Genomic DNA, 25,095 nt, shown 5'->3' with positions numbered 1-25,095 from the left:
ATCCTGAACGTAACGCCCGCCTGCCGGACGGGCAGGAAGGATCTCCTCTGACAATTTAAAAATCGAGATCACCACGTCAGCTTTGCTTCCTCGTGATGACAGTGCATTAAGTGAGCTTTCTGATTCGTTCCAAGCGTTCTTTAATCACACGCTCATATCCGTTTTCGGTAGGGGAATAATATTTTCGCTTTTTCAATTGATCGGGAAGATATTGCTCGCCCGGCACCACGTTGTTTTCAAACTCGTGCGCATACTTATAATTTTTTCCATACCCCATTTCTTTCATGAGTTTTGTAGGTGCGTTACGCAAATGCTTTGGTGTGGGAAGTGTGCCGGTTTCTTGAATATCCATCTTGGCTTTTTTGTAGGCCATGTAACTTGCATTTGATTTTGGAGCGCTGGCTAAATAGCTTGCAGCCTGTGCTAGCGGGATCCATCCTTCCGGCATGCCCACAAATTTAAACGACTCCATGCAGGCAATAGCCACTTGCACCGCTTGCGGATCGGCATTGCTGACATCTTCAGATGCAAAGATCACCATGCGTCTGGCGACGAAGAGTGGATCTTCTCCCGCTTCCAGCATGCGTGCTAAATAATAGATGGCAGCATCGGGATCGGAACCTCGCATGCTTTTGATGAATGCCGAAATAACGTTGTAATGTTCTTCGCCGCCTTTATCGTAAACGAGGCTTTTCTTTTGCAGGGCTTGCTCCGCCAGTTTGAGATCTATTGTATCAGCGGCATGTTCAGCGTTGTTGCTGCTTTGCAAAAGGTTTGCTGCAATTTCTAGAGTGGTGAGGGCTCGTCTGGCGTCGCCGTCTGATTGATCGGCAATGAAATCTAAAGCGTCATCGCTGATGGTAAAATGCAATTGGCCCAAGCCTTGTTCGGTATTTTCTAAGCTCCGGTTCAAAAGTTTTTTGACGGCTGCTTTGTCTAAAGGTTCCAACACAAATACTTTTGTGCGAGAAAGCAGTGCCGAAATAATTTCAAACGAAGGATTTTCCGTTGTGGAACCAATAAGCGTTATGGTGCCATCTTCCACATGCGGAAGCAGGGCGTCTTGCTGAGCCTTGTTCCATCTGTGAATCTCGTCGATGAAGAGAATGCTTTTGTTTCCCGCAAAGGATTTTTTTTCTTTTGCCTGCTTAATCACTTCACGCAATTCTTGTACGCCAGAAAGCACAGCGGAAATTTGAAAAAAATGGGCTTTGGTATGACGCGCGATAATTTTGGCCAGGGTTGTTTTCCCGGTGCCCGATGGACCCCAAAAAATAAAAGAGGGAAGGGTGTCAGCTTGAAGCAAGAGCGATAATGATTTTCCTTCACCAATCAAATGCTCTTGGCCCACCACTTCATCTAAGCTGGAAGGCCGCATGCGCTCTGCAAGTGGTGCCCGCGAACTGCCAAGCTGATCAAATAAAGTGCTCATGCCCATGTGATCTCACATAACCCGTTCACAGATCAAGTGCTTTGCTGGGGCTCATTCCACTTGACTTTGCGGGATGCTGCACAGTATGGGGCTTGTATTCTTTTAAGGAGATTTTATGAATATGACACAATTTGGATTAAACCCCGCAACTTTACGCACATTTGCATGGCAATTAACTGGAGCTCCACATATGCCAAGCATAGATGCTACGGGAAACTTTTGGCAACGGGTAACTCTTACTGGTGAAAATGCTACGAATGTGGGAAGAGCGCTGCAAGCATTTGTGCAAAAATGTCCAGACAGAGAAGATGTGTTGGCACGAGCTACACAGTCTAACTGGCATACTGCCCTTCCTTTGTGGCATTTTGCACAAAGGCAATTTAGCAACCAAACGCCAATAGAATGGGCACTTGTGCATGGAGAGCTGCCACCTACATTTGAAGCAGCTGGTTTTACGAACAGTGGTGATTCACGCTTATTTGCCGAGGTAACGCAGAGAATAATTGCTGGTGGAGAAACTGTTTTAGCAGGGGCAGAAGAATTTTGGGGACGGGTTTTAGGAATCTCTTTTCAAGATCCTGATAATTACCGGTTCGAAATAGGCTATGCTTTTCCTTCACTTGTCCATGATGGCGATGCGAACAATACACCTCTTTTGCTTGCAGATCGTCTTGTTGTTGAACATGGTGCTATTGAACGTCATGATCGTAGAGTACAACTAAGTGCGATGTTGCTTTTTGATTTGTTGAATCGAGATGCTCAAGATGGTTTTGGAGGATTGCTTTCCAGACTTTTAACATCACCTTCATCTAGAAATCGTAATCAAATTGAGCAAGAGGTTTTGTTGCATTCTGATCATGATGTTTATCCTGAGGCCGATGAGCTTCAACGAAGGATTGATGCTCTTCTCCATCTTACTGCATCTTCAAGTATAAGCGATCCATTTCCTACTTATAGTGCTAGAGTGTTTTCTGACGGAACATGCACTTTCTCTGATACTTGTCTTCGTGGAATTAATCGATATCATCCACTAGTTGCAGCTATAGCAGCAGTAAGAGCCGATGAAGCCGCATTCTTGCTTCAACACGGCATCGAAAGAGTACTTGGCGTAACATCAGCTGTGTAAGCAACTTTTCTCCCGAAAGGCCGATAAGGGAACATGAGTGTTTTTACCCCTCCTAGGCCTTTTCTTGTCATCGGAGTAGATCGTGTTTCTCTCGCGATTCCTCTTCCGTTTTCTGCTGTACTTTCTGGATGTATGCACTCACCTCTTTTGGCTACTCCAGCAGCTGGAACGCGATATTATTCGCACATTCCTCTAAACAGCGACAAACCTTTTTGCACGAAAGCTCCTTATGCTGTGAAGTTTGCAGGTGACACTATAACGGTGAAAGCAAGCAGTGTGCTCCGCGCAAGTGAAGTGCTGCTGCGGCTTGGCCAAAGGCCAGAGTGGAAGGTGAAAGTGAGCCTCACTCCACATGCGAAAAATGGCTCAAACTCTCAGCACGCTCTCACACAAGCTCTTACCTTATGGTCATTCATGCAAAGAAAGTGTGCAAATTCCTTTGCGTCTCATGCTTTATCCATCCCATCCGATATTCATTTTTCTTGTTCTGCTGAAGATGGAAATGTTCTTACCCTTGTTGGCTTTGGTGAGAAAACTTCAATGGAAGAGATGCTTTCTCTGCTTTTGCTTTTGAGAGATCGAGAAGGCATTGATACTGCAGAAAATAAAAATTGGCATAGAAAAGTCTCAGAGGCTTTTCGTGTGCAAGTTCCTTCAGATTTTCTACGTAAGCTTCAACGTTTTGGGTATGCTTTGAGAGAGAGATTTTGGAATGACATATCAGAAGCTAGAAAGATTTTACTCGAGATAAATCAAAAAAAAATGGATGGTAAAGCTTTAAGCGAAGACGATAATACAAACTTACAGCACGCCTCGGAAATTATTGATAGATCTAGATCACAGCTTCTTGATGTTCAAAATATTGTTTTTTGGCTCATGCAAAATATTGATGCGGATGCTTCAGCTCGAAAAAAATTGAGTACAACGATGCATGATTTTAGCTCTCTAATAAGAGGAGTTGTTGAACCCATAAATTTTGTAAGAGAGGATTGTGTGAGAGGGGAAATCCTTTTGCCTGAGGATATCGCTCTTCTTCGCTCAGAGCATGATGTGGCTCATCTTGAAGATGTTTTTTCACAAACAAGAGCTTTACTTGTCTCAGATCTTCATCACCACGAAGTTAAATATTATTATCCTTATCAAGAAATGGACAGAGTTTCCTTTAAGGAGCGCGATCATCTTTTTTCTTTCAATGATATTCTGTTGAATCTTGTCAGCAACGGAGCACGTTATCACAATTCAAATCTTCCCGCTGGTGAACGAAAAGTGGAAACAAACACCCGCATTTTAGCAGATGGCTCTCTTGAAATAACGGTGACTGATAATGGCATGGGCATGAGTGCAGGTTTTGTCGAACGGCGCCTTGGTCAATTTGAAGCTCGTGAAGTAAAAGTTGATTTGCCGGAAAGCCACGGCATTGGTGTCTCATCTGTCATCAGCACTTTAAACCGTCTTGGCGCTGGCCCACTTTGGGTAAAAAGTATCGAAGGCCAAGGCACAAGCTTCCGCTTCACACTCCCTGCTTCGTTGCTGAATTGGGAAGGTGAAATTTCCGCAACTGAAGGCGCACCAAGTTCTCTGCAAGCACAGTTTCAGCAAAACTTAGACGACGGCTTCATCGTTCCCCATGCCAGTTTGCCGGTAGCGCTTGGTTTTGTTTTTGATCGTGTTCCAGCCTATGCGTATGAAGGAGAGCAGAGAGCAGAGCAGGTGAGAGAAGCTATTTTTGCTGGAGAAGCTTCGTTTACTGATCATGATCAAACTGAAATTTCTTTAGCAGCAGCATTGGCGAAGCGAATCTTTTCTTTCCCTCGTTTAGAAATGGTCCTTCGCCTTCTTGCGGGAGCACAAGATTTAGAAAATATTTTGCTGATAGACAATGGACCAGCAGATAACATTGGATTGGCAGTTGTTGCAGCAAATCTGGGAATGTCAGTTGTGGTGAAAGAACCGAATGCACCAGCTGTTACTGTGCATAAATACAGATTGGCCAAACATTCTGATGTGAAAGCGAAAGAAAGAATAAAGTATGCTGTTGAAGCTGATGACATTGCAGCTGCTACTCCAGCTCATATTGTTGCATGGACAAATCCATTTCCTGGGACCTCCCAATTTATTCAAAGAAGTATTACTCCTCTCGGTCGCTCCATTGATTCAACTTACCCTACAAGAGATGTTGCCGTGGGTGCTTATCTCGTTTTTCAAAGCGAGCAAGTTTATGTTGGTATGGAAGGAAAATCTGATTTTGAAAAAGTTTTTGATATGAGATTACCTGGGCAGTATGATGAAACACCTCATCTTCAGTTTTTGTTTCCAACAACTCACTTTCATGAAGGCTCAATGTTGTTTCAAATCTACCGTCGCATCAGATAAACCCCAACACCACTTTCCCCTTGTGCTTGCGCAAAGACTTCGTTAGTCGAAATGTGGCAGAGTGGAGTTATTCTTTGTTTGTCATCCTCTGGCTTGACCAGGGGATCCACAGTTCTCATCAAATTTAAAATTGCTGGATCCCCGCCTGCGCGAGGATGACAGTGAAAAATCAAGCCAGAAGATAACAAAAGGCAAATTGAAGTTGTTGTTTTCTCCTCACAAAGCAATAACTCCCCCAGCCCCCTCTTAATTTAAGAGGGGAGATTCTTGGAGAAGAGTATGAAAAAAATTGTTTTGTTTTTGTGGTGTCTGCTTTTTTCACTTCAACTTCAAGCAGCGCCACTTCAGCACGTTTCACATTTTGATTGGCTTGTGAAAAAGGAATTTGTGGCAAGCCCAAATGCAAATTTCTTTGAAGCCATTACTCCACAAGAAATTGCTTTTTCGCTTTCGAAGCTTTCAAGTCAAAAAATTGAGCTTCCCCAAAAAAAACACCTTTCGCGAGCAGAATTTTATCAAGCCTTGGGAAATGCACTTGCCACGCAAGTTACCGTGGCACATACCAACGATGTTCATAGCCACATTTTGGAAAATAAACGCGCAAAAGAATTTGGCTATGCAAAAATAGCCAGCGTCATTAAAGCGTGGCGAAAAAGTTCGGAACATTTTCTCCTTTTAGATGCAGGTGATACCACGCAAGGAAGTTTGTATGGCAATTTGTTTAAAGGAGAATCGATTATTGGGCTTCTCCATCTTTTGGGTTACGATGCGATGGCGGCGGGAAACCATGAATTTGACTACGGTTCCAAGCAGACCTTAAAATTAAAACGTCGTCTCAATCTTCCACTTCTTTCTGCGAATGTCTATTCCCACAATGGAAAATATTTCCTTACACCTTATACGTTTAAAACAATTGCCGGAATTCGTTTTGCCATTTTGGGATTAACCACGCCAGAAACTCCCATTTCAACTCATCCCAACAATGTAAAAGGCTTGCAGTTTGCTTCACCCGAAGAAGTAGTGCGTAAACTTGTTCCAGAACTGAAGAAAAAAGCTGATAGAGTGATAGTGCTTTGCCACACCGGCGTTGAGGAAGACAGAAAAATTGCCGCAGCAGTTGATGGCATCGATCTCATCGTTGGCGGACATTCCCACACTCCGTTACGGAAACCGGAATATGTGAATGGGACTTCCATTGTTCAAGCGTGGGAATACGGAAAAGCGATTGGTCGCGCTGATCTCTATTATTATCAAGATGAGCTTGTAGCTTTTTCGGCAGAACTTTTTCCCTACACCGAAAATATTGCCGAAGACCAAGAAATGAAAAAAGCGGTTGATGCCATCGTGAAAAAATTGGGGCCACGCCTTGAGGAAGTGCTTGCCGTTACAGAAGTTCCTCTTGATGGCGAACGCACAAAAGTAAGAACGCAAGAAACCAACATTGGCAATTTTATTGCCGACACACTTTTAGAACGCACAAAATCTATTGCAGGTCACGAAGCTGATGTGGCGCTTATCAACGGCGGTGGAATTCGCACTCACATTCCAGCTGGAAAACTTACGCGGCATCAACTTTTTGATATGCTTCCGTTTCCCAACACACTTGTGGTGCTAGAAGTAAGCGGAAAAGAAATGTGGAAAGCTCTGGAACACGGAGTGAGTAAAGTGGAGCACGCAAGTGGTGCCTTTCCTCAAGTGGCGGGCATGAGCTTCCGTTATGATGCGCGAAGAGCTTCGGGGAAAAGAATCCTTGAAGTAAGCGTTAAGGGAAAAGCTTTAGACCTCCAGAAAACCTACCGATTAGCAACAAACGATTTTCTGGCAAGTGGTGGTGATGGCTATGTCTGGGACGAAAAGAATTTCTACAACTCGGGCATTACGATGTTCACCCTCGTCGAAGAGGCTTTTTCGAAGCAAAAAAGTTTGTCCCCAAAAGTTGATGGTCGCATAATCGACCTTTCAAAGCCATAAGCTGCTGCCAGAAGGCCTGATGTTTGGGTAAAATGCAGGCTAATGCCTTTTTTGCCTTTTCAACGGGCACTATTCATAATATCATAATAGTTTCAAAGTCTTGGAGAAGGGGAAAGCATGCAAGTTCGCTTTGCAGGAAAGTCTGATGTAGGAAAGCGTCGCCAAAAGAACGAAGACAGCTACATTATCTCAGAAAAACTCAATTTAGCTATTGTTGCAGATGGTATGGGTGGCCATTTAGGTGGCGAGCGGGCCAGCAAACTTGCGGTTGAAACGGTGAAGGAGATCATCGATACCTTAGAAGGCGATCCAGAAACAACCTTAGAAGAAGGAATGAATCTTTCTCCAGGCGATTACCGAGCCTATATTCGCTATGCCATTTCCATGGCAAGTGCTCATATTTTTGATGAGTCCAAAAAAGTAGCAACCCTCAAAGGCATGGGCACCACTACGGTGATGCTCTTGTTCCGCAACAACTTGGTGTACATAGGCAATGTTGGTGATTCCCGCGCCTATCGTGTTCGCGATGGTGAGGTAGAGCAAATCACGCAAGATCACTCTTTAGTTGGCGAGCAAATACGAGCTGGGCTTATTTCAGAAGAAGATGCAAAGTCGCATCGGCTCAAAAATATCATTACGCGTTCGGTAGGCTTTCAAGATGAAGTGGAAGCTGATGTTGAAATCCGTGCACTCAATATTGGAGACAAATTTTTACTTTGTTCCGATGGCCTTTCAAACTTGATTGATGCAAATGAGATAAAAGATATCTTGGTTCACAATTCTTTGGACGATGCCAGCGCGCGTTTAATTGACTTGGCGAACGAACGCGGCGGAGATGACAATATCACCGTGGTGCTTGCAGAAGTTGAAGCGTTGAGTGCCGCAGCCAGTGAAGATGAAACCATCGAAGCTTAAACGATCCTCTTCTATACTTTCACCATAATATCGTCTTTCTCGAAGCGAACTTTTTTGGCGTGTTGTAGTGCGTCACTTTCATCTCGGTATCCAGCTGCAATAGCTGCTACGCTTGAGTATCCGCTGTTTTTAAGATTTAAAATCTCATCATACTGTTCTTGAATAATACCTTCCATAGGACAAGTATCAATGTTGAGTAATGCAGCCGTGTTCAAGAAAAATCCCATTGCAATATAGGTTTGTCGCGAAGCCCATTCTCGAATGGCTTCATGATGAGACGCATTAATGAGGCTGTTTTCGATTCTTGTTTGATAAGCTTGCAGCTTTTCTTTTTCAGTTCCACGCACATTTGAGATGCGCTTGATGTAGTTCTCCACATATTCTTTTGTTAATGACGTGAGAGCTGTTAGCACAACAAAATGCGAGCAGTCTTCAACTTGCGTTTGATTCCATGAAGCGGGCGTAAGTTTTTTCCGAAGTTCAACGGATTCAACGACTAAAAACTTCCAAGGCTGTAATCCATACGAAGAAGGACAAAGATGTAAACTTTCTTCCAGAACATGCCAATTAGCTTCAGAGATTTTTTTATGGGCATCAAATTTTTTTGTCGCATATCGCCATTGAAGTTGTTCGAGTATGGTCTTTTGAAGTGAGTTTTCCATTATCCTTTTCTCCCGGTTAAAAAAGAGCAATCTATTACGGTGTTCAGTTTTTTTTGTCATCTTTTTTGTCATCACGAGGAGCATAGCGACGTGGTGATCTCGATTTTCAATTGCCAGAGGAGATTGCCACGTTTTGTTTCACAAAACTCGCAATGACAGCAAATTGTCCAAAGGATCATAAAATAAAAAACATCTTTTAAATTCAATCTCTTAGACTGCTCTTTTTCAGCTCATTTCTGAGAGAATAAGCTTTCACTTTTCTTGACACTGGAAGGGTGAGTTGATAGACACGAGTCACTTGAATTTCAAACCACGTTAGGATGACTCGCTCATCTCTTTTAGGAGATGAATTGAAACATGAAAAAAATAAAACTAAAGCAATACAGCATTCTTTGTCTTTCGAAAGAAAGCGCCAATGTAAAACGTTTCGAACTCAAAGCTAAGCATATTTTTTCTGTTGCGGTGCTTGGGGTGTTTTTTTCGTCGCTTTTTGTTTACTTTGTGTTCCAAACTTTTTCCTACCAACGTCTCTACCAGCAGGCTAAACTTCAGAACCAAGAAGCAACCCATTTTCAACTTGAAAAGGCCGAGCTTCAGCGCCGTGTTGCCACCTTGGCAAGTTCCTTGGGGCGAGCAAAACGTTTTACCGGAAAGCTTGAAAGTCTTTTGAAAGAGCATGAGCTTACCAAGCAAGGAACAGGCCCCATCGATAGCCACGATCTTAGCTTTTTTCAGCGCTCCACTCAGCAAAGTGCCGTTCTTGAAAAGGCTAATCAGTGGGAATCTTCATTTTCTCTTTTAGACATTGATAGTGTTTCTGAAAACATTAGCTCCCTGGAAAGCAACGTAAATAAGCTCGAACAGAATGTTCATTTTGTTTTGTCAGAAAGAAATGACAAACTTCTTCCTTGGAAATCTTTGCCAACCCTTTGGCCAACTCGTGGTTGGATTACTTCCGAGTTTGGCGATCGAAGAGGGTGGTCAAATCATTCCAGATGGCATGAAGGTGTTGATATTGCTGGTCCACGAGGCACGTCTATTATTGCGCCTGGAAATGGTGTCGTGAGTTTTGCGGGATACAAAAGTGGTTATGGTCACACCCTTATTGTCGATCATGGTTCAGGTATTAGCACTTTGTATGGCCATTGTTCGCACATTTTTTTGAAAGAAGGCGATACAATTAAACGTGGTATGGTCATGGCAAGTATGGGAAATACGGGCCGTAGCACGGGGCCACACTTGCATTATGAAATTCACGTTGATGGTGTTCCGGTAGACCCAATGCTTTACATTGCAGAAAAAATCTAAAAGAAATTTTACCTTTTCATCACCACCAAAAAACGATAAGTCGGTAGCCTTCCTCCTTTGAGAAGCAAGTAGAGATGAGGTATTTTTATGTTTTCGCAGGCGTTGAAAAAAATATTTGGAACCAAAAATGAGCGCGTCATGAAGGCGATGAGTCCGCTTATCGATCAGATCAACTCGCACGAAGCTGCCTTAAAGCCATTGAGCGACAAAGAGCTTCAAGCAAAAACCGCCCAGTTTCGAGCGCGTCTTGTGAATGGCGAAGCGCTTGACGATCTTTTGCCAGAAGCATTTGCCGTTGTGCGTGAAGCTAGCATTCGCGTCTTGGGTATGCGTCATTTCGATGTTCAGCTCATTGGTGGTATTGTGTTGCATGAAGGAAACATTGCCGAAATGAAAACAGGCGAAGGAAAAACGCTGGTTGCCACTTTGCCTGCTTACCTCAATGCTCTCGCGGGTAAAGGGGTTCACGTAGTTACGGTGAACGATTATTTGGCAACAAGAGATGCCGAGTGGATGGGAAAGCTGTACGCGTTTTTGGGCATGACGGTTGGAGTGGTGAAGCATGGTATCAACGATGCCGAACGCCAAGCAGCTTATGGTTCTGATATTACGTACGGAACCAATAATGAATTTGGTTTCGACTATCTGCGTGACAACATGAAGTTTGATGCAGCTCAGTTTGTGCAACGGCCTCTCTACTTTTGCATCGTGGATGAAGTGGATTCTATTCTCATTGATGAATCGCGCACTCCGCTGATTATTTCTGGTCAGGCCGAGCAATCAACAGATCTCTATCGAAAAGTAGATGTAATTGTTCCTCATCTCAAAGTTGAAAAGCATTATACTATCGATGAAAAAGCAAAGTCAGTTATGCTCACCGATGAAGGTTGTGCTGAAGTAGAAAAACTTCTTTCCCTCGAAAACTTATACGATCCCATCAACATCGGAATTCTCCACCATGTGAATCAAGCTTTGCGCGCGCATGTGATGTACAAGCTTGATGTCGATTACGTTATTAAAGACGGAAAAATTGTTATCGTAGATGAGTTCACCGGAAGGCTTATGCCCGGAAGAAGATGGGGCGATGGCTTACACCAAGCAGTCGAAGCAAAAGAGCATGTGAACATTGAAAACGAAAATCAAACCCTTGCTACGGTTACCTTTCAAAACTTTTTTAGAATGTATGAAAAACTTTCTGGGATGACAGGAACGGCAGATACTGAAGCACCGGAGTTTGCCAAGATTTACAATCTTGATGTTCGCGTTATTCCCACAAACAAACCTCTTTGTCGCGAAGACATGGCGGACAAAATTTACAAAACTGAAAACGCAAAGTTTCGTGCCGTGGTTGAAGAAATTCGCGAGCTCAATAAAAAACATCAACCCGTTTTGGTGGGAACCACTTCAATTGAAAAATCTGAACGACTCGGTAAATTTTTGAATCAGTTTGGAGTGAAGCATCACGTGCTCAATGCAAAACAGCACGAACGTGAAGCCGAAATTGTAGCGCAAGCCGGAAGAAAAGATGCTGTCACTATTTCCACGAACATGGCTGGTCGCGGAACTGATATTGTTTTGGGCGGTAATCCAGAGTTCTTGGCAAAATCAAAAGTAAATCCCGAAGAAAATCCTGAGGAGTATACAAAGGTCTTGGCAGAGTGCAAAGCCTTGTGCGCAAAAGAAAAAGAAGAAGTGCTTGCTGCTGGCGGCCTTTGTATTTTGGGTACCGAGCGTCACGAAAGCAGGCGTATCGACAATCAGCTTCGTGGACGGTCTGGCCGGCAGGGTGATCCTGGTCGTTCTCAGTTTTACCTTTCGCTTGATGATGATTTGCTTCGCATTTTTGGAGGCGATCGTATTTCCGGTTTAATGGAACGTTTTGGAATGGGTGAAGAAGATGAAATTCAACATCCATGGCTTTCACGTGCTATTGAAAATGCACAGCAAAAAGTGGAAGGCCACAATTTTCAAATTCGAAAAAACCTTCTCGAATTTGATGATGTGATGAATCAGCAGCGTACTACAGTTTATGGAAGACGCCGCGAAGTGTTGACCCAAGAAGATAATAAAGAAATGGTGCTTGATATGATAGATCAAGCGCTTACCGAAATTGTAGAAGAATGTATTCCAGAAAAAATAAGTCATGAATATGACGCCAGCATTTTTGAAGAAAGAATGCAGGCGCGTTTCGATTTGCCCACTCCCATTTTGAGTGAAAGCGACAAAAGCTTGAGCCAAGAAGAGCTTGGCCAAAAGATGTTCGAAAAGGTAGTGGGATATTACAACGAACGTGAAGCCGAAAACACTCCGCACATCATGCGACAGGTGGAGCGAATTATCACGTTGCAGACTTTGGATACCTTGTGGAAAGAACACTTGCTGCAAATGGATCATCTGAAAGAGGGGATTGGATTGCGCGGTTACGCTCAAAAAGATCCGTTGCTTGAGTACAAAAAAGAAGGCTTCATGCTTTTTCATCGTATGATGAACAGCTTTGTGAATGATGTGGTGGAAAAACTTTTCCGCGTTCGTGTGACCAGCGAAGAGAGTGTTGACCGGGCAAAAGAAGAAACTGCAAAACGTTCCGCGCTTCAGGTAAAACATGCCCTTGCAGCTTCAGCTTTACAAGCCAAAGCTCCGCGGGAAGCGAGTGGAGATCACGATATGCGGGCAGAGACGGTAAAGCGCGACGAGGAAAAAGTGGGGCGAAATGACCCCTGTCCTTGTGGCTCGGGGAAGAAATACAAAAAATGCTGCGGGGCCTAGGGCGTGTGGACTGTTAACATGCTGTCATTCTGAGCGCATGCGAAGAATCTAAATGATTTCAAGGAGATCCTTCACTTCGTTCAGGATGACAAGCTTGAAAGTCATTCTCATGTACCACCTTTGTTCTTGTTTCTTTTTTTCTGTTCTAGAGTCTGGTATACTGCTTGCACTAAAGATTAATGATATCAAAAGGATCACTTAATCATATGGCCATGAACTCAGCAAACGATAGTGGTAGCTCACCATCCGGTATTCCCTTTCTCAACATCAATACTATGATTTCAAAGTACAGCGACGTGCTCATTGCGGTGCTTGTTGTCATGGTGATGGCGATGATGGTGATTCCTCTGCCAACATCAATCGTGGATATTTTGCTCACGATTCAGATTACCATTGGTGTGGTAGTTCTTCTTTCATCTCTTTATATTTCTGATGCTTTAAAAATTGCTTCATTTCCAACCATTCTTTTGCTGAGTACTTTGTTTCGCCTGTCGCTGAATATTTCAACAACGCGTCTTATCCTTTCTCAAGCTGATGCGGGTGAAGTGGTGCGAGCGTTTGGTTCGTTTGTAGTTCAGGGAAATTATGTGGTGGGTGGAATTCTTTTTCTCATTGTAACCCTTGTAAACTTCATCGTTATTGCAAAGGGTGCCGAGCGTGTTTCTGAAGTGGGAGCCAGGTTTACGTTGGATGCCTTGCCGGGAAAACAAATGTCGATCGATGCTGATCTTCGTGCAGGCATTGTCACCATGGAACAAGCGATGGAACGTCGTTCGAAGTTGCAACGCGAGAGTCAACTGTATGGAGCCATGGACGGAGCCATGAAGTTTGTGAAGGGTGATGCCATTGCCGGTATGATTATTACTCTCGTCAACGTTATCGGCGGATTCATTATTGGTGTGGCTCAGCGAGGAATGCCATTTGTTGAGGCTATTGAAGTGTATTCTTTGCTCACCATTGGGGACGGTTTGGTGCAGCAAATTCCAGCGCTTATTATTTCAGTTTCATCTGGTATTATTGTGACACGTGTTACGTCTGAAGAAGAAAATAGTAATCTTGGAAGAGATATCATTACACAAATTACGGCTTATCCAAAAGCAATGATTATTGCTTCTATTATGTTGGGAATAATGGCGGTTGTTCCTGGTCTTCCTAAAATTCCTTTTGCTCTTATGAGTTTGCTGGTTGGGGGCACTGCATTTTTTATGATGAGGTCAAAAGAAAAAGCGGTGCAGGAAATTGCAGAGCAACCACGAGAAGAAGCCGTGAAAAAAGCCATCAAAAAACATGGCGATGTGCTGCCGTTTATTATGCCAAGCCCCATTTCGCTTGAAGTGGGTTCTGCTCTTATTCCTTTTGTGGATGATAGCCAAGATGGTGGACGATTTATCAATGAGCTCATTCCTCTTTTGCGACATGGTTTATATTATGAGTTAGGTGTGAATTTTCCCGGTATTCAAGTGCGTGGGCAAACGGTTGATATGGAAGCTGAAGCTTACATGATCAACATCAATGAGGTTCCAGTGGCCAAGGGGAAAATTATGCAGGGCCACATTTTGGTGGGTGAGCCTCTTGAGCAACTGCAGCTGTTTAACATTGAAGGCATTGAAACGATTCATCCTATCGATGGATCTGTTGTAACGTGGATTGCAGAGGAACATCGCAATGTGGCAACGCAAGCAGGTTTTAGAATGTGGGATATTGCAGAGTATCTCATTTTGCATCTTTCGTATGTGTTGCGTAAGCACGCCGCAGAATTTTTGGGCGCGCAAGAAGTGCAGACCATGCTTTCTGAATTGGAAAAAACGCATCCAGCTTTGGTGAAAGAACTTATTCCAAAAGTGATTACCCTTTTGCAGCTTTCCGAAATTTTACAGCGCTTGGTGCAAGAAGACATTGCCATTCGAGACTTAAAAACCATTTTTGCAACGCTTGCGCAGTGGGGTGAAATTGAGCGTGATACCTTGGTGCTTACTGAACACGTGCGTGCGGGATTGAAGCGTTATGTTACGCACAAATATGCTGGTCCAGATAGTACGCTTGCAGTGTACTTGTTAGATCCGGACATTGAAGACTTGGTAAAAAATTCCATTCGCAGAACAGAAAAAGGAAACTACTTGGCGCTTGAGCCAGAGATTACGCAAGAAATTGTGGAGTCAGTTGGAAAAGAAATTGCCTCACATCCATTTCCTCCTGGAGCGCGGCCTCCCGTTATTCTTACCACAGCAGAAATTAGAAGGTATTTCCGAAAAATTGTGGAACTCGAATTTCCACAACTTTCAGTGCTTTCCTATCAAGAGCTTTCAGAAAACTTGCGCATTCAACCTATTGCAAGAGTCTCATTGCCAGAAGAAATTCTTCAAGCTGCTAATGCTTAAATTGCAACACTTTGCTGTCATTGCTGTATGTGTTAGATAATTCGCTGACAGAATTTATTTGTCATCCCCTTGTCATTGCGAGTTTTGCGAAGCAAGACGTGGCAATCTCCTCTGGCAATTGAACGAGGAGATCCTTCGTTACACTCAGGATGACAAATACAATTCCTCACGAAAACAACAAATTGATAATAGTGATCAGCGCCAAAAGCAGGATGAGACTGCCGATGCCGATGAGGCTTATTTCGGTAGTGGTGAGCTTTTGAGCTGTGTGAGGAGTGGGGTAGTTGAGAGCAGTTTTCATTTTGCGTTTAAAGAAGCTTTTTTTCTTTTTCATTTCTTCCGAAACCGATTGTTCACTTTGTTCCGAAACGTCTTCTTTGCTTTTATCTTCCGCCATTTCATGTTCTTCAGCTGAAGAAGTTTCTGGCGCAGCAGTTTTTTCAGTGAGCGGAATTTCATTTGGATTGATCGCCGCAGGTTTTCGTTTTGAAGCCATGCGCTCAAAGCTTTCCACATTAATTTCTTGCGGATTTCGAAACATAACCAAAATAGTTCCAAACGCAATGCGATCGCCATCGTGAAGAAATTCTTCCACTACTCTGCGGTTATTTACGAAAGTTCCATTTTTGCTTTCGAGATCTCGAATGGAAATGCCGCCCCATTTTTTGCTGATCTTTGCGTGATGTCTTGAAATAACATGCTCATTGATGGGAAAAGCAGCTTCGCTATCACGGCCCACGATGAAAGAGGTGATGTCATCCGTGAGATACATTTTTTTGCCTTCTTCAACTCCATTCAACACTTCCAGGCTAGGTGCAGTTTCTTTATCAAGTGCTGCCAATACTTTTTTGAGAAGTTTTACTTCTAACACGTCACTTTCGGTGACTTCATCTTCTTGAAGTCCAGGTTCTGTTTTGTCATCTTCAAGGTAGCGTAAGTCGAAGGTGTCGATGGTAATCACATCGCCACGTTTGAGCAAAAATTGTTCGTTCGCTTCCAAACGTTGACCATTTAAAAAAGTGCCATTTCCACTGCCAAGATCGCTGATGAAATGATCATTTTTTTGTTTCACGATTTCGGCGTGATATCGAGAAATACGATGAGAAGGGAGGTGAATAAAATTATCGTCATGACGGCCAATAGAAATGACGTCACTGTCAAAGTGAAGAGCGTCTTCTTTTTCTTTTCCGCGTTCGCTGACAATTAGTGTTGGCATTGATAATTACCCGAAATAACTTTTCGTGCGAGCTCTTGCTCTTGTTGAAAATCTTTTCCTGCAGCTTTTAAGAACCGGCAAAAAGTACTTCCTGCTTCTTGAGTGTTATGTTGCATTTGGTAGAGCGTTGCTAAGTTGTAAAGTGTTTGCGCATGTTGAGGAGAAATTGCAAGCGCCAACTTCCATTGTTTTTCTGCATCCAAAAGTTTTCCTTGTTTAAGGAAAACGAGGCCCATGTTGTAGTACGCGTCGGCTAGTGTGGGATTGATTTTGACAGCTTTCTCGTACGCCTTCATGGCTTGAGAATAAAAGTGTTCGGCTTGATCTGGTTTGTTGTTTTGGCTCGCTTCGCTTGCAAGTGCAAAATAGCTTGATCCAAGTCGGAACCAAGCAAGATCATTGCTGGCATCAAGCGCTGTGGTGCTTAAAAATTCTTGCAAGGCTTCCTGATATTTTTTCTGGCCAAGATAATAGACGCCTAGTTGCATGTGACCATCAGCAGAATTTGCGTTGAGTTCAAGTGCTTTGAGAAAACAGTTTTGTGCCTTTGTTGGTTGTTGCATTTCCAAATAAAGGTTTCCCAATTTGTTCCACAGCTCAACAGAATTTGGCTGATCATCCAAGGCTAAGCGATAACGAATGACAGCAAGTTCATATTTTCCAAGGTTGCGGTAAACATCGGCAAGTTTTTCATGCACGTATCTCAAGTTTGGGTTGAGTTGAGTTGCAAGTTTAAATTCGCTTTCGGCATTATCGATGTAAGATGATTTTTTTGAAGCCGTAGCTTTTTCAAGATAGGAAAGTCCAAGATTATAATGAGCATCAGCTTGAGTGTTATCTTTTTTGAGCCCTTTTTTTATAGTGCTAATGGCGTCATCAATATTTCCTATCGCCAGATAGACAGCGCCCAAGTTGCTATAGGCAGAAGCATAGCGCTTATCCAAGGAAATAGCTTTTTCAAATTGCTTAATCGCTTCGGGGTAGAGCCCTTTCTTTTTGTAAAGAATGCCTAAGTTGTTGTAGGCTTCCACATAATCTGGAGAAAGTTCGATGGCGGTTTTGATTTCGAAGAGGGCGCGATCGAGATCATTTGCATCGAGGAAAACAATGCCGCGATTGTTGTGGTAGACAGCTCGTTCGGTGGGTTGCGTGATTTTCTTTTTTGCCGCCAGATTTGGTGAGGCAAACACAAGAAAAAGAAGAGCGAATATAAAACTAAGACAAGGTTTTTTCTTTTCAAAAAGCATAAATAGTTTTCCTTTAATGTCACTAACAACAAAGTGAAATAATCTTGTTTTTGTCATCCCGCACTTGATGCGGGATCTACAATTCTCACAATTTGCGTGTCATCACGAGGAGTGTAACGACGTGGTGATCTCCTCTGACAAATTGAATTTGTGAATCGTCTGAGGAGATTGCCACGTTTTGCTTTGCAAAACTCGCAATGACAGTAAATTGCCTAAATTCCTCGTCAGAAACACGGGTCTAAACGCTTTACTTGATTATAAGCATTTTTAGCTTCTTCTGTTTTTCCAAGTTTTGTTGCCACATCAGACAGAAAATGCCAAGCCACAGCATCTTCAGGTACAAGCTCCACCGTTGTTTTTAGAGCTGTGAAAGCTTTTTTCAATTGCTTTTGATCTCCGTAATGCAAGGCTTCTAAGAAGGCATTATGGCTTGCAAGAAAACGATTTGCCGATGTTTTTGATTTCTTGCCATCATTTTCATCTCCACTTTTTTCAAATGCAAGAAGCGAAGGAGTTAGTTTTTCTTGTGTAATTTTTCTCATGACTTCAACTTCTTTTGCAGCAGCTTTGTAGAAAGGTGAAAAATTTTTCTTCTTTTGTTTTGCGACGAGTCCCAAAAAAGTGTTGGTGTCGATTACACCCTGATAGCCAAGAGGTGATCTGGGATCTGCACTTTTTGCTTCTTCAAAAGCAGCCAATGCCTTTTCAGCAGAAGCTTCGGTAAACTGAAATAATTCTTTTCTGCCCTGCACAAACCATTGATAGGCCTGCGTTGACTGTGTACGATTTCGTATTTGTTGCAGCGCTTCTTCGTGAAAGGAAAGTTTAAGCGCTTTCAGTATTTCTTCGCTGGTATTTTTAAGGGTTTCAAAAAAAGCAGTGTGCTCAGGATATGGAATCTGAAGTGAAAATGTTTTGAGAAGTTTCTGCTGTTTATCTTTTAAGCTGATATACACTTGAAGATTTCCTTTTGCTTCATGGAAAGTTCCTTCAAGGATGTAGTTGATTTTTTCTTTGTTGCTTTGATCACTTTCAAGCACCGAAACGAGATTGGTGTTTGAAAGATAGTCGCCCAACAAAAAAGGAATGCCAGAACGAAGCCAAGTAAGTTGTGCATTTTTGCCTTCAAAGGAAAAAGATTGGAGGTAAATTGCAGTATTTTTCTTTTGATGTGCAGCCAAAGAATAGTGCATCAGTTGGGGCCAATGAACACAAGACGCGTTCGTTGGAGAAGCTGATGAAAAAAGAAAAAAAAGAACACCAAAAAAGAAAGTAAAAAGGAATCGCATAGCTTTCTTGATTAAGATGAACAGAGAGAGAAATCAACTCAATTAGACTTCCCCCAGAATACTGTGGACGCTTTTTTTCAACTATGATAGTGCAGCCGGAACATGGCAGATGAAGATAAAAAATCAGAGCTAACCGGTTCTCATCCCGATATTCACGAAAAAACACTTGTTGGTGTTTCTGCACATGGCGATGAAATTACGCCGTCTCCCGAAAAATTGAGCCCACCATATTTGGTTGTTGTAGACGGGCCACGTGTTGGTACGCGGTTTAGCCTCGGCCAAGGTGGTCATGTTCTTGGTCGCTCATCTGCTGCAAATGTGAGGCTTGAAGATCAAAGTGTTTCACGTCAGCATTCAGAACTTTTTGTAGAGGGAAGTTCGTTTCAGGTAAAAGATCTCGGCTCTAAAAATGGGACACTCGTAAATGGGAGGCTCATTCATGAATCGGTGATGATTGGGCACAAAGATTTGGTTAAAGTGGGCATTTATCTTTTGCGTCTCGTTACGCAAGAAATTTCAACTGAAGAAGAGATGACACTTCCAGCCGATTACATCATGGTCGATAGAACAGTGTTTGCTCAAGCAGAGCCAGATGGTGAAACTGCAAGTGTGATGAAAAAAGTAGAAAATTTGCAGAGAGAAGCAAAAGAGAAATCAAAAGAAGAAAAGAAAACACAAAAAGCCGAAAAGAAAAAAATGTCTCCGCGCACAAAACGGGAAAAAATCTTTTTAGCAGTGGGCATTCTTTGTGTTGTTTTGGCGCTCGGGTTTTTCTTGAAGCCATATTTGTTTAATGGGAAAAAAGAAAAAGAATTGCCCAACAAAAAAGCTGCAGTTCTTCAGCCTGAAAAAACTGAAACACCAGCCGAAAGTGCCAAAAATATTCTTCCTGAAGAAACATCATCAGAACAAAATGCAGATGCGCCAGAGTCCTCACCTGAATCTCAGACAGCATTAGAAGGCGCAAGCCCTGAAGCAACACCGTTAGATGCTTCTTCCGAAACAAAAACGCTTTCGCCTGCAACAGGCACAACGCAGTCAAATACGCTTCCGGTTTTTCTCGATTTTGCTTCCAGTCCTATTTCCGCCGAGGTGACATTCCAAGGAAAAATTTTGGGACGTACGCCACTTCGAATAAACTTGGAGCTTGAACCAGACAAGACCTACACGGCAACCGCAGACTTTGTCCTTCCAGAAATAAAAGAGCAGTTTACGCAAGATCTCGAATTTACCGTTTCAAAAGATAAATCCGTTATTCCACTTTTATTCCGTGGCCCTATTGGGATGATCAGGGTTGATAATTTACCTCGCGATGTTCAGTTTTATCTCGAAGGCAGTTTCGACTACGATCGTTTCAATCAACGCTCGGCAAAGCTTGATGAGATTGTGTTGCAGAAGCCTATCTATGTTCCATATGGCAATTACATTATCGAACTTCGTCGCGCGAGAAGGCTCAGTGAAAGTTCCGAAACCTTTGTGCAAGATATTATTTATCGCCGTGAAGTAAAACTTCAAACTGAAAATCCATCTTATGTCATGGCGGTGAGTGATGAAGACTTAAGTGTCTTTCCTGCTGCCATTCGTTCGTTCCCAGAAAATGCCGATGTGTTTGTAGATGGAAGCAAAGTTGGTGTTACTCCATACAACGGCATGCTTCCTCTTGGTGAACATCAGATGACACTTCGAAAAGAAGGATATTTCGAGCATACCGAAGCGTTGAAAGTAGATATCAATACGCCGTATGCAACCGAAGTGAAGCTGAAAACTTCACTCTCAGGTGCGCACATCAACAATGCAAAAGCTGCACTGAGCAGAAAAATGTATCAACAAGCGGTGAATGAGTTGGCGGAAGCCCTTGCCAGTACGCCATCTTCTTCCGAAGAAGGTTTGGCGCAGTACATGTTGGGCAAAGCGTATTTGGGCACCGGTGATTTAGAGCGAGCACTTGGATATTTTGAAAAAGCAAAAACGGATGAGGGAAATCGCTATCCAGCCATGCTTGGCATTGTAAATGTGTACGCCATTCAGGGAAAAACAAACGAGTCACTCCCACTTTTGGTTGAAGTGATGTTGAAGGCGCAGGATGAAACGGTGAAGCAAGAAGCCAATGATCTCTTCCAAAAAATTTCTCCCTTCAAGTCTGTGCTCTATATTCATTCCGAGCCTGAGGGTGCAAAAGTAGTGGTAAATGACAAGTCTGTTGCGCAACAAACGCCGGTGATTTTGCATGAGTTGCCGCTTGGAAATTACCGTATTCGAATTGAGCAAGAGGGATATTTGCCAACCGATCTCAACCTCAACCTCACGGTAAATGAGTTCAATCCGGTGGTGGTAAAACTAAAACCTATTCCACAATGATCCATCTAAATTGTTGAGATTTAATAGACCTCTTGCATAACCGTAGCGAGCAGCCCAAGGACGAGGCGGGGCGGGGCCCCGAAACCGGAGCGTATATGGAAATACGTGAGGATTTTGGGGTGCCCCAACGAAGTCATTGGGTTGCGCAGCAGGTTATGCAAGAGGTCTAATGAAAAATTAGCATTTCCCCATGTGTTTTTGCGAGCAATGCTTGACTTTATGTTCCCTTGCCCCATCTAGGTTTTCACCCAAGGAGGAAAAATGGTGAATGAAAAAGAAAAAGATCTCTTAGAGCTCAATCAAAAAATTGTAGACTTGTTAAAGGAGCGTTTTGAAGAAGATGGTGGCGCCGAGCATTATGAGCGTGCGCACGAGTATGCCAGCATTTTACTTGAGGCTGGTTTGCTACAAGCTGCTAAAAACGCCTATCATCAATTGTTAGCAGTTGATCCCGAAGACGAAGTAGCCCTAGAAGCTCTTGAAGACATTGAGCAAAGTTTGCAGTAAGAAAAACCTAAAATTGATACCATAAAAAACCGATGTAAACTGCATCGGTTTTTTGATATCTTTTCGAAGAACGAATTTCGAATTACGTAAACGAAATTTGGTTTACGCCAAATTTTTGCGCACCCGGAGGGATTTGAACCCCCGGCACCTGGTTCCGAAGACCAGTGCTCTATCCGCTGAGCTACGGGTGCAAATTTTCCGAAGCTCCTAATCTTTCTGCCAGGCTTCGTCAATCATCAAGGTTTACGAGAAGAAGAGCTTGAATAATCCGTTACCGCTTACCGTAATAAGGGTGACAGCAGCTCCAGCTAAAAAAACTCCGATGGTATTAGCAATGAGAAATTGTTTAAAGCTTAATCCTAAAAGATAAGCGCCAAGCGCGCCTGAGTATGTTCCGCTTCCGGGAAGGGGAACAGCAACAAAAAGTGCAATTCCAAGTGTTCCCCATTTTTCAACATAAGGATGAATTTTGGCTTGAGTTCGATGCGTGAACTTCGTCCAGTGTTTTCCGAATGTGGGAATGTGTTCTAAAAGATGAATAAAACGATTGATGAGTGGGTACAAAATAAGACCTAAAAAAGCGTTGGAGAAAACACAGATTATGAATACCAATGCCCAGTTGAGCCCCAAACCACTCATCTGATAGCCCAGCGGAAGTTGCAGGGTACCTGAAAGAATTCCAAGAGGAATAGAGGCTCTGAGTTCAAAAAAAGGGAGAAGGGTGACGGTAAAAAGAAGAAAAAGAGATCCGAACATGAAAAACTCCAATAAAAAAGGGTGGTTAAGGCGAGTTGTCTAGCATGAAGCTTAAATGAAAAAAACTTGTTTTTTTAGAGGTGATCAGTTAACACTCCGCCCCTTCAGATGAACAGAAGGCGGGTAAAGGAGTTTTTAAGATGAAGTTATGCATTATTGGAACAGGATACGTGGGCTTAGTTACAGGCAGTTGCCTGGCTGATGTGGGCAATCAAGTCTGGTGTGTAGACAAAGATGCAAAAAAAGTTGATTGCCTGCGAAATCACAGAATCCCGATTTATGAACCAGGTTTAGAAGAAATCGTAAAAAGAAACAGTGTCGAAGAGAGACTCTTTTTTACCACAGACCTCAAACGAGGTTTGGCTGAAGCAGAAATATGTTTCATTTGTGTTGATACGCCGCCCGATGAGAAGGGAAAGGCAGACCTTAGCAATGTGTTAGCAGTTGCAAAACAACTGGGAGAGCTGATTGACACTCCAAAAATTGTGGTAACAAAAAGTACAGTTCCCGTTGGAACAACGCTTCGTGTAAAAGCTGTTATCGCGGAAGAGTTGAAAAAGAGGGGGTTAGATGCTGATGCATTTATCTCAGTTGCAAATAATCCAGAATTTCTCAAAGAAGGCGCGGCTGTTCAAGATTTTATGAAGCCTGACCGCGTGGTGGTTGGAGTAGAAAAAAAAGAGGTCGGCGAAAAACTTCACAAGCTTTATACTCCCTTCATGCTTAAGCAAGATCGTTTTTTGCAAATGGACATTGCATCATCTGAGTTGACCAAATATGCCGCAAATTCAATGTTGGCTACGCGCATTTCGTTTATGAATGAACTTGCACGCCTTTGCGAAGTAGTTGGTGCCGACATTTCAGCTATCCGTCGAGGCATAGGTTCCGATCCTCGCATTGGTTCCGATTTTCTTTATGCAGGTCTTGGATACGGTGGCTCATGTTTTCCAAAAGACATGAAGGCACTTGTTCAACTTGGAAAAGAATACGATGTTTCTCTCAGTGTTGTAGAAACCGCAGATAAAGCGAATGACGAACAACGAAAATGGTTTTGGAATAAAATTGTAAAAAATTTTGGTGGTATGAAGCAACTTGCTGGAAAGAAAGTTGCTGTTTGGGGTTTAGCGTTCAAGGCTGAAACAGACGATGTTCGATTTGCACCATCGTTAGATCTTATTCGAAATCTTTTGGAAGCGGGAGCAAAAGTGACAGCCTACGATCCAGCTGCAGAAGAGAGTGCAAAAGCTGCGTTGAGTGATTTAGCTTCTCGTGTTGAATGGTGTCATACCGCTTATCAGTGCGTAGAAAATGCAGATGCACTTCTTGTGTGCACAGAGTGGCGGGAGTTTCGTAGTCCTGATTTTGCAAAAATAAAACAGCTTATGAAATCGCCTACTGTTTTTGATGGAAGATTATTGTATGATTCTACAGCCCTTGCTGCGCTTGGGTTTGCTGTTACTACAATTGGAAAATAAAAAACATATCTCCTACAAAACTAATGTGGGGAGGAGTTTTGCTCGTGCAGGCACAGAAAAAAGAAAATGCTTTACCAAGGTGGTATATTGCCCAGACCAAGCCGGCATGTGAAGCTTTTGTGGAGATGCGTTGGAAGCAAGTTGGATATGAAGTTTTTTATCCTCGCATTCTCAAGCGTGTTCGTCGCGCAGAAAAGTATTTTGAAAAATCCTCATCTCTTTTTCCTTCCTATCTTTTTGTTCGTCTTGATTTGAATGATCCCACACATCATCGCAATGTGCTTTACACAAGAGGCGTACGGAAACTTTTGGGCGTAGATTCTGTTCCAGTTCCGGTACATGATCGTATTGTTGAACTTCTGCAAGAGCACGTGAATGAGAAGGGGCTGTTTGCAACGGCAGAAAAACTTTCAAAAGGCTCGAAAATTAGAGTTATACATGGGCCATTAAAAGACCTTGTTGGAGTTTTGGAAAAACCTGCCTCTGCCGATGGACGTATTAAAGTTTTGATCGAGGCCTATCACAAAACTATTCGTGCAGAATTATGGGATGTTGAGGTTGAATACCTCTAAAGTTATCCTTTAACAACTCCTTCTAACTCCACTCATCTTCTAGAAATGAATAAGCACTTGACGCTCTGTTTCAAAGTGACTAGAAGTGTTCGCCAATCGAACGTTCACAGCTTGAACAAGATGTTTTCTATCTAAAAGTGAACAGTATAGCGGAACGAATTCTTCTCTGTTTTTGGTACATTTTCCGAATGTGCCCCGGCGGTAGCCTGTCTTTTTCTCATTTTTCATGGAAACTCAACTCAACACCACTCCACAACTTTCGCAAAGTGAACGTTCCATTTTGGAATCACTTTCACTAGAGCCCCGAGCCATATCACAGCGTCAGCTTGCTCGTGATACCGGTATGTCGGTTGGTTTTGTGAATGCGGTCTTGAAAAAGTTGATCAAAACAGGCCACATTAAAGTAAGTCGCATGAATATGCGATCAGTTCAGTATTTGTTGACGCCAAAAGGACTTCTGCAAAAAACAATTCTTTCTTACAAGTATATTGTGGAAACGATTCACACGTACAAAGATTTTAAAAAACATTTTAGTAATTTAATGTTGAAACTTGAGGCCGAGGGTGTTGATGAGTTTTATCTTTATGGCCAAGGTGAGTTTGCACATTTAGTGGATGGGTTTTTAAAAAGTGGCACAAACGGAACAGTGAAGCGAGATCTGCCCGCTGATTTTTCCTCGTCTGAAAAAATAGCAATACTCAATGCGAGCACAGAGTTTGTTGACGTTAAAAAATTTGAAAAAAA

General features: G+C 42.8%; 18 protein-coding genes, 1 tRNA gene and 1 pseudogene (1 of these 20 cut by a window edge). 12 read left to right on the top strand and 8 right to left on the bottom strand.

All coding sequences use genetic code 11. The features are described 5' to 3' along the window. Positions 1-106: 106 nt before the first annotated feature. Positions 107-1,432 carry an AAA family ATPase gene (locus COV43_01030; protein PIR26755.1) on the bottom strand — a complete coding sequence of 442 codons (1,326 nt, stop codon included), beginning with the start codon at positions 1,430-1,432 and terminating at the stop codon, positions 107-109. A gap of 115 nt (positions 1,433-1,547) precedes the next feature. Between COV43_01030 and COV43_01025 the strand changes: the two genes are divergently transcribed. The 4 genes from COV43_01025 to COV43_01010 all read left to right on the top strand — a co-directional run bounded on the left by COV43_01025 (position 1,548) and on the right by COV43_01010 (position 7,817). Continuing rightward, the gene (locus COV43_01025; protein ID PIR26705.1) at positions 1,548-2,558 is read left to right on the top strand and encodes a hypothetical protein; all 1,011 of its coding nucleotides are present in this window, start codon (positions 1,548-1,550) and stop codon (positions 2,556-2,558) included. 33 nt (positions 2,559-2,591) lie between these two features. Then, a complete protein-coding gene (locus COV43_01020) occupies positions 2,592-4,931 on the top strand; it encodes a hypothetical protein (GenBank protein PIR26704.1) in 2,340 nt (779 codons plus the stop codon). A 279-nt stretch (positions 4,932-5,210) separates the two neighbouring features. Next, positions 5,211-6,902 (top strand): multifunctional 2',3'-cyclic-nucleotide 2'-phosphodiesterase/5'-nucleotidase/3'-nucleotidase, encoded by a 1,692-nt coding sequence (locus tag COV43_01015; protein PIR26703.1) that lies wholly within the window; start codon positions 5,211-5,213, stop codon positions 6,900-6,902. Positions 6,903-7,019: 117 nt separating this feature from the next. After that, complete coding sequence (locus COV43_01010) at positions 7,020-7,817, top strand: protein phosphatase (GenBank protein ID PIR26702.1); 798 nt, start codon at positions 7,020-7,022, stop codon at positions 7,815-7,817. 11 nt (positions 7,818-7,828) lie between these two features. Here the strand turns inward: COV43_01010 and COV43_01005 are convergent, their stop codons facing one another. Further along, a complete protein-coding gene (locus COV43_01005) occupies positions 7,829-8,479 on the bottom strand; it encodes an NAD(P)H-dependent oxidoreductase (protein ID PIR26701.1) in 651 nt (216 codons plus the stop codon). Between the two features lie 357 nt (positions 8,480-8,836). Between COV43_01005 and COV43_01000 the strand changes: the two genes are divergently transcribed. From COV43_01000 to COV43_00990, 3 genes are all read left to right on the top strand, one after another. Continuing rightward, positions 8,837-9,787 carry a hypothetical protein gene (locus tag COV43_01000; GenBank protein ID PIR26700.1) on the top strand — a complete coding sequence of 317 codons (951 nt, stop codon included), beginning with the start codon at positions 8,837-8,839 and terminating at the stop codon, positions 9,785-9,787. Between the two features lie 87 nt (positions 9,788-9,874). Continuing rightward, entirely contained in the window at positions 9,875-12,553 is a 2,679-nt protein-coding gene (locus tag COV43_00995) for a preprotein translocase subunit SecA (GenBank protein ID PIR26699.1), read from the top strand. Positions 12,554-12,804: 251 nt separating this feature from the next. Beyond that, positions 12,805-14,931: an EscV/YscV/HrcV family type III secretion system export apparatus protein gene (locus tag COV43_00990; GenBank protein PIR26754.1), complete on the top strand. Its 2,127-nt coding sequence runs from the start codon at positions 12,805-12,807 to the stop codon at positions 14,929-14,931. 166 nt (positions 14,932-15,097) lie between these two features. On the opposite strand, the gene COV43_00985 is transcribed toward COV43_00990, so the two are convergent. The 3 genes from COV43_00985 to COV43_00975 form a co-directional block, all read right to left on the bottom strand. Then, positions 15,098-16,147 carry a hypothetical protein gene (locus tag COV43_00985; protein ID PIR26698.1) on the bottom strand — a complete coding sequence of 350 codons (1,050 nt, stop codon included), beginning with the start codon at positions 16,145-16,147 and terminating at the stop codon, positions 15,098-15,100. Further along, positions 16,135-17,451 (bottom strand): hypothetical protein, encoded by a 1,317-nt coding sequence (locus COV43_00980; protein PIR26697.1) that lies wholly within the window; start codon positions 17,449-17,451, stop codon positions 16,135-16,137. The genes COV43_00985 and COV43_00980 overlap by 13 nt, the downstream gene beginning before the upstream one ends. Before the next feature lie 167 nt (positions 17,452-17,618). Next, complete coding sequence (locus tag COV43_00975; GenBank protein PIR26696.1) at positions 17,619-18,683, bottom strand: hypothetical protein; 1,065 nt, start codon at positions 18,681-18,683, stop codon at positions 17,619-17,621. Between the two features lie 102 nt (positions 18,684-18,785). On the opposite strand from COV43_00975, the gene COV43_00970 reads away from it, so the two are divergent. After that, positions 18,786-21,041 carry a hypothetical protein gene (locus COV43_00970; protein PIR26695.1) on the top strand — a complete coding sequence of 752 codons (2,256 nt, stop codon included), beginning with the start codon at positions 18,786-18,788 and terminating at the stop codon, positions 21,039-21,041. 261 nt (positions 21,042-21,302) lie between these two features. Next, entirely contained in the window at positions 21,303-21,548 is a 246-nt protein-coding gene (locus COV43_00965; protein ID PIR26694.1) for a hypothetical protein, read from the top strand. A gap of 115 nt (positions 21,549-21,663) precedes the next feature. Here the strand turns inward: COV43_00965 and COV43_00960 are convergent. Together COV43_00960 and COV43_00955 are read right to left on the bottom strand one after the other, a co-directional pair. Further along, positions 21,664-21,739, bottom strand: a tRNA-Arg gene (locus COV43_00960). A 52-nt stretch (positions 21,740-21,791) separates the two neighbouring features. Beyond that, positions 21,792-22,304 carry a hypothetical protein gene (locus tag COV43_00955; GenBank protein ID PIR26693.1) on the bottom strand — a complete coding sequence of 171 codons (513 nt, stop codon included), beginning with the start codon at positions 22,302-22,304 and terminating at the stop codon, positions 21,792-21,794. A 140-nt stretch (positions 22,305-22,444) separates the two neighbouring features. Between COV43_00955 and COV43_00950 the strand changes: the two genes are divergently transcribed. Both COV43_00950 and COV43_00945 read left to right on the top strand, forming a co-directional pair. Further along, positions 22,445-23,779 (top strand): UDP-glucose 6-dehydrogenase, encoded by a 1,335-nt coding sequence (locus tag COV43_00950; protein PIR26692.1) that lies wholly within the window; start codon positions 22,445-22,447, stop codon positions 23,777-23,779. 23 nt (positions 23,780-23,802) lie between these two features. Next, positions 23,803-24,351 (top strand): hypothetical protein, encoded by a 549-nt coding sequence (locus COV43_00945; GenBank protein ID PIR26691.1) that lies wholly within the window; start codon positions 23,803-23,805, stop codon positions 24,349-24,351. A gap of 39 nt (positions 24,352-24,390) precedes the next feature. On the opposite strand, the gene COV43_00940 is transcribed toward COV43_00945, so the two are convergent. Beyond that, positions 24,391-24,579 (bottom strand): hypothetical protein, encoded by a 189-nt coding sequence (locus COV43_00940; GenBank protein PIR26690.1) that lies wholly within the window; start codon positions 24,577-24,579, stop codon positions 24,391-24,393. Between COV43_00940 and COV43_00935 the strand changes: the two are divergent. Then, a pseudogene (locus tag COV43_00935) lies at positions 24,578-25,095 on the top strand (hypothetical protein); it runs 34 nt beyond the window's last position. The gene COV43_00940 and the pseudogene COV43_00935 overlap by 2 nt on opposite strands.

The organism is Deltaproteobacteria bacterium CG11_big_fil_rev_8_21_14_0_20_42_23 (assembly GCA_002796345.1).
In the GTDB taxonomy this organism is placed as follows: Bacteria; UBA10199; UBA10199; order 2-02-FULL-44-16; family 2-02-FULL-44-16; genus 1-14-0-20-42-23.
This window is presented reverse-complemented; position numbering and strand designations above follow the sequence as displayed.

Excerpts from the sequence above, each read along its gene's own strand:
- COV43_00975 (PIR26696.1), bottom strand. The coding sequence starts at position 18,683 with ATGCGATTCCTTTTTACTTTCTTTTTTGGTGTTCTTTTTTTTCTTTTT.
- COV43_00980 (PIR26697.1), bottom strand. The coding sequence starts at position 17,451 with ATGACAAAAACAAGATTATTTCACTTTGTTGTTAGTGACATTAAAGGA.
- COV43_00950 (PIR26692.1), top strand. The coding sequence starts at position 22,445 with ATGAAGTTATGCATTATTGGAACAGGATACGTGGGCTTAGTTACAGGC.
- COV43_01015 (PIR26703.1), top strand. The coding sequence starts at position 5,211 with ATGAAAAAAATTGTTTTGTTTTTGTGGTGTCTGCTTTTTTCACTTCAA.
- COV43_00955 (PIR26693.1), bottom strand. The coding sequence starts at position 22,304 with ATGTTCGGATCTCTTTTTCTTCTTTTTACCGTCACCCTTCTCCCTTTT.
- COV43_00970 (PIR26695.1), top strand. The coding sequence starts at position 18,786 with ATGGCAGATGAAGATAAAAAATCAGAGCTAACCGGTTCTCATCCCGAT.
- COV43_00945 (PIR26691.1), top strand. The coding sequence starts at position 23,803 with ATGTGGGGAGGAGTTTTGCTCGTGCAGGCACAGAAAAAAGAAAATGCT.
- COV43_01010 (PIR26702.1), top strand. The coding sequence starts at position 7,020 with ATGCAAGTTCGCTTTGCAGGAAAGTCTGATGTAGGAAAGCGTCGCCAA.
- COV43_01005 (PIR26701.1), bottom strand. The coding sequence starts at position 8,479 with ATGGAAAACTCACTTCAAAAGACCATACTCGAACAACTTCAATGGCGA.
- COV43_00995 (PIR26699.1), top strand. The coding sequence starts at position 9,875 with ATGTTTTCGCAGGCGTTGAAAAAAATATTTGGAACCAAAAATGAGCGC.
- COV43_00965 (PIR26694.1), top strand. The coding sequence starts at position 21,303 with ATGGTGAATGAAAAAGAAAAAGATCTCTTAGAGCTCAATCAAAAAATT.
- COV43_00940 (PIR26690.1), bottom strand. The coding sequence starts at position 24,579 with ATGAAAAATGAGAAAAAGACAGGCTACCGCCGGGGCACATTCGGAAAA.
- COV43_01000 (PIR26700.1), top strand. The coding sequence starts at position 8,837 with ATGAAAAAAATAAAACTAAAGCAATACAGCATTCTTTGTCTTTCGAAA.
- COV43_01025 (PIR26705.1), top strand. The coding sequence starts at position 1,548 with ATGAATATGACACAATTTGGATTAAACCCCGCAACTTTACGCACATTT.
- COV43_01020 (PIR26704.1), top strand. The coding sequence starts at position 2,592 with ATGAGTGTTTTTACCCCTCCTAGGCCTTTTCTTGTCATCGGAGTAGAT.
- COV43_00985 (PIR26698.1), bottom strand. The coding sequence starts at position 16,147 with ATGCCAACACTAATTGTCAGCGAACGCGGAAAAGAAAAAGAAGACGCT.
- COV43_01030 (PIR26755.1), bottom strand. The coding sequence starts at position 1,432 with ATGAGCACTTTATTTGATCAGCTTGGCAGTTCGCGGGCACCACTTGCA.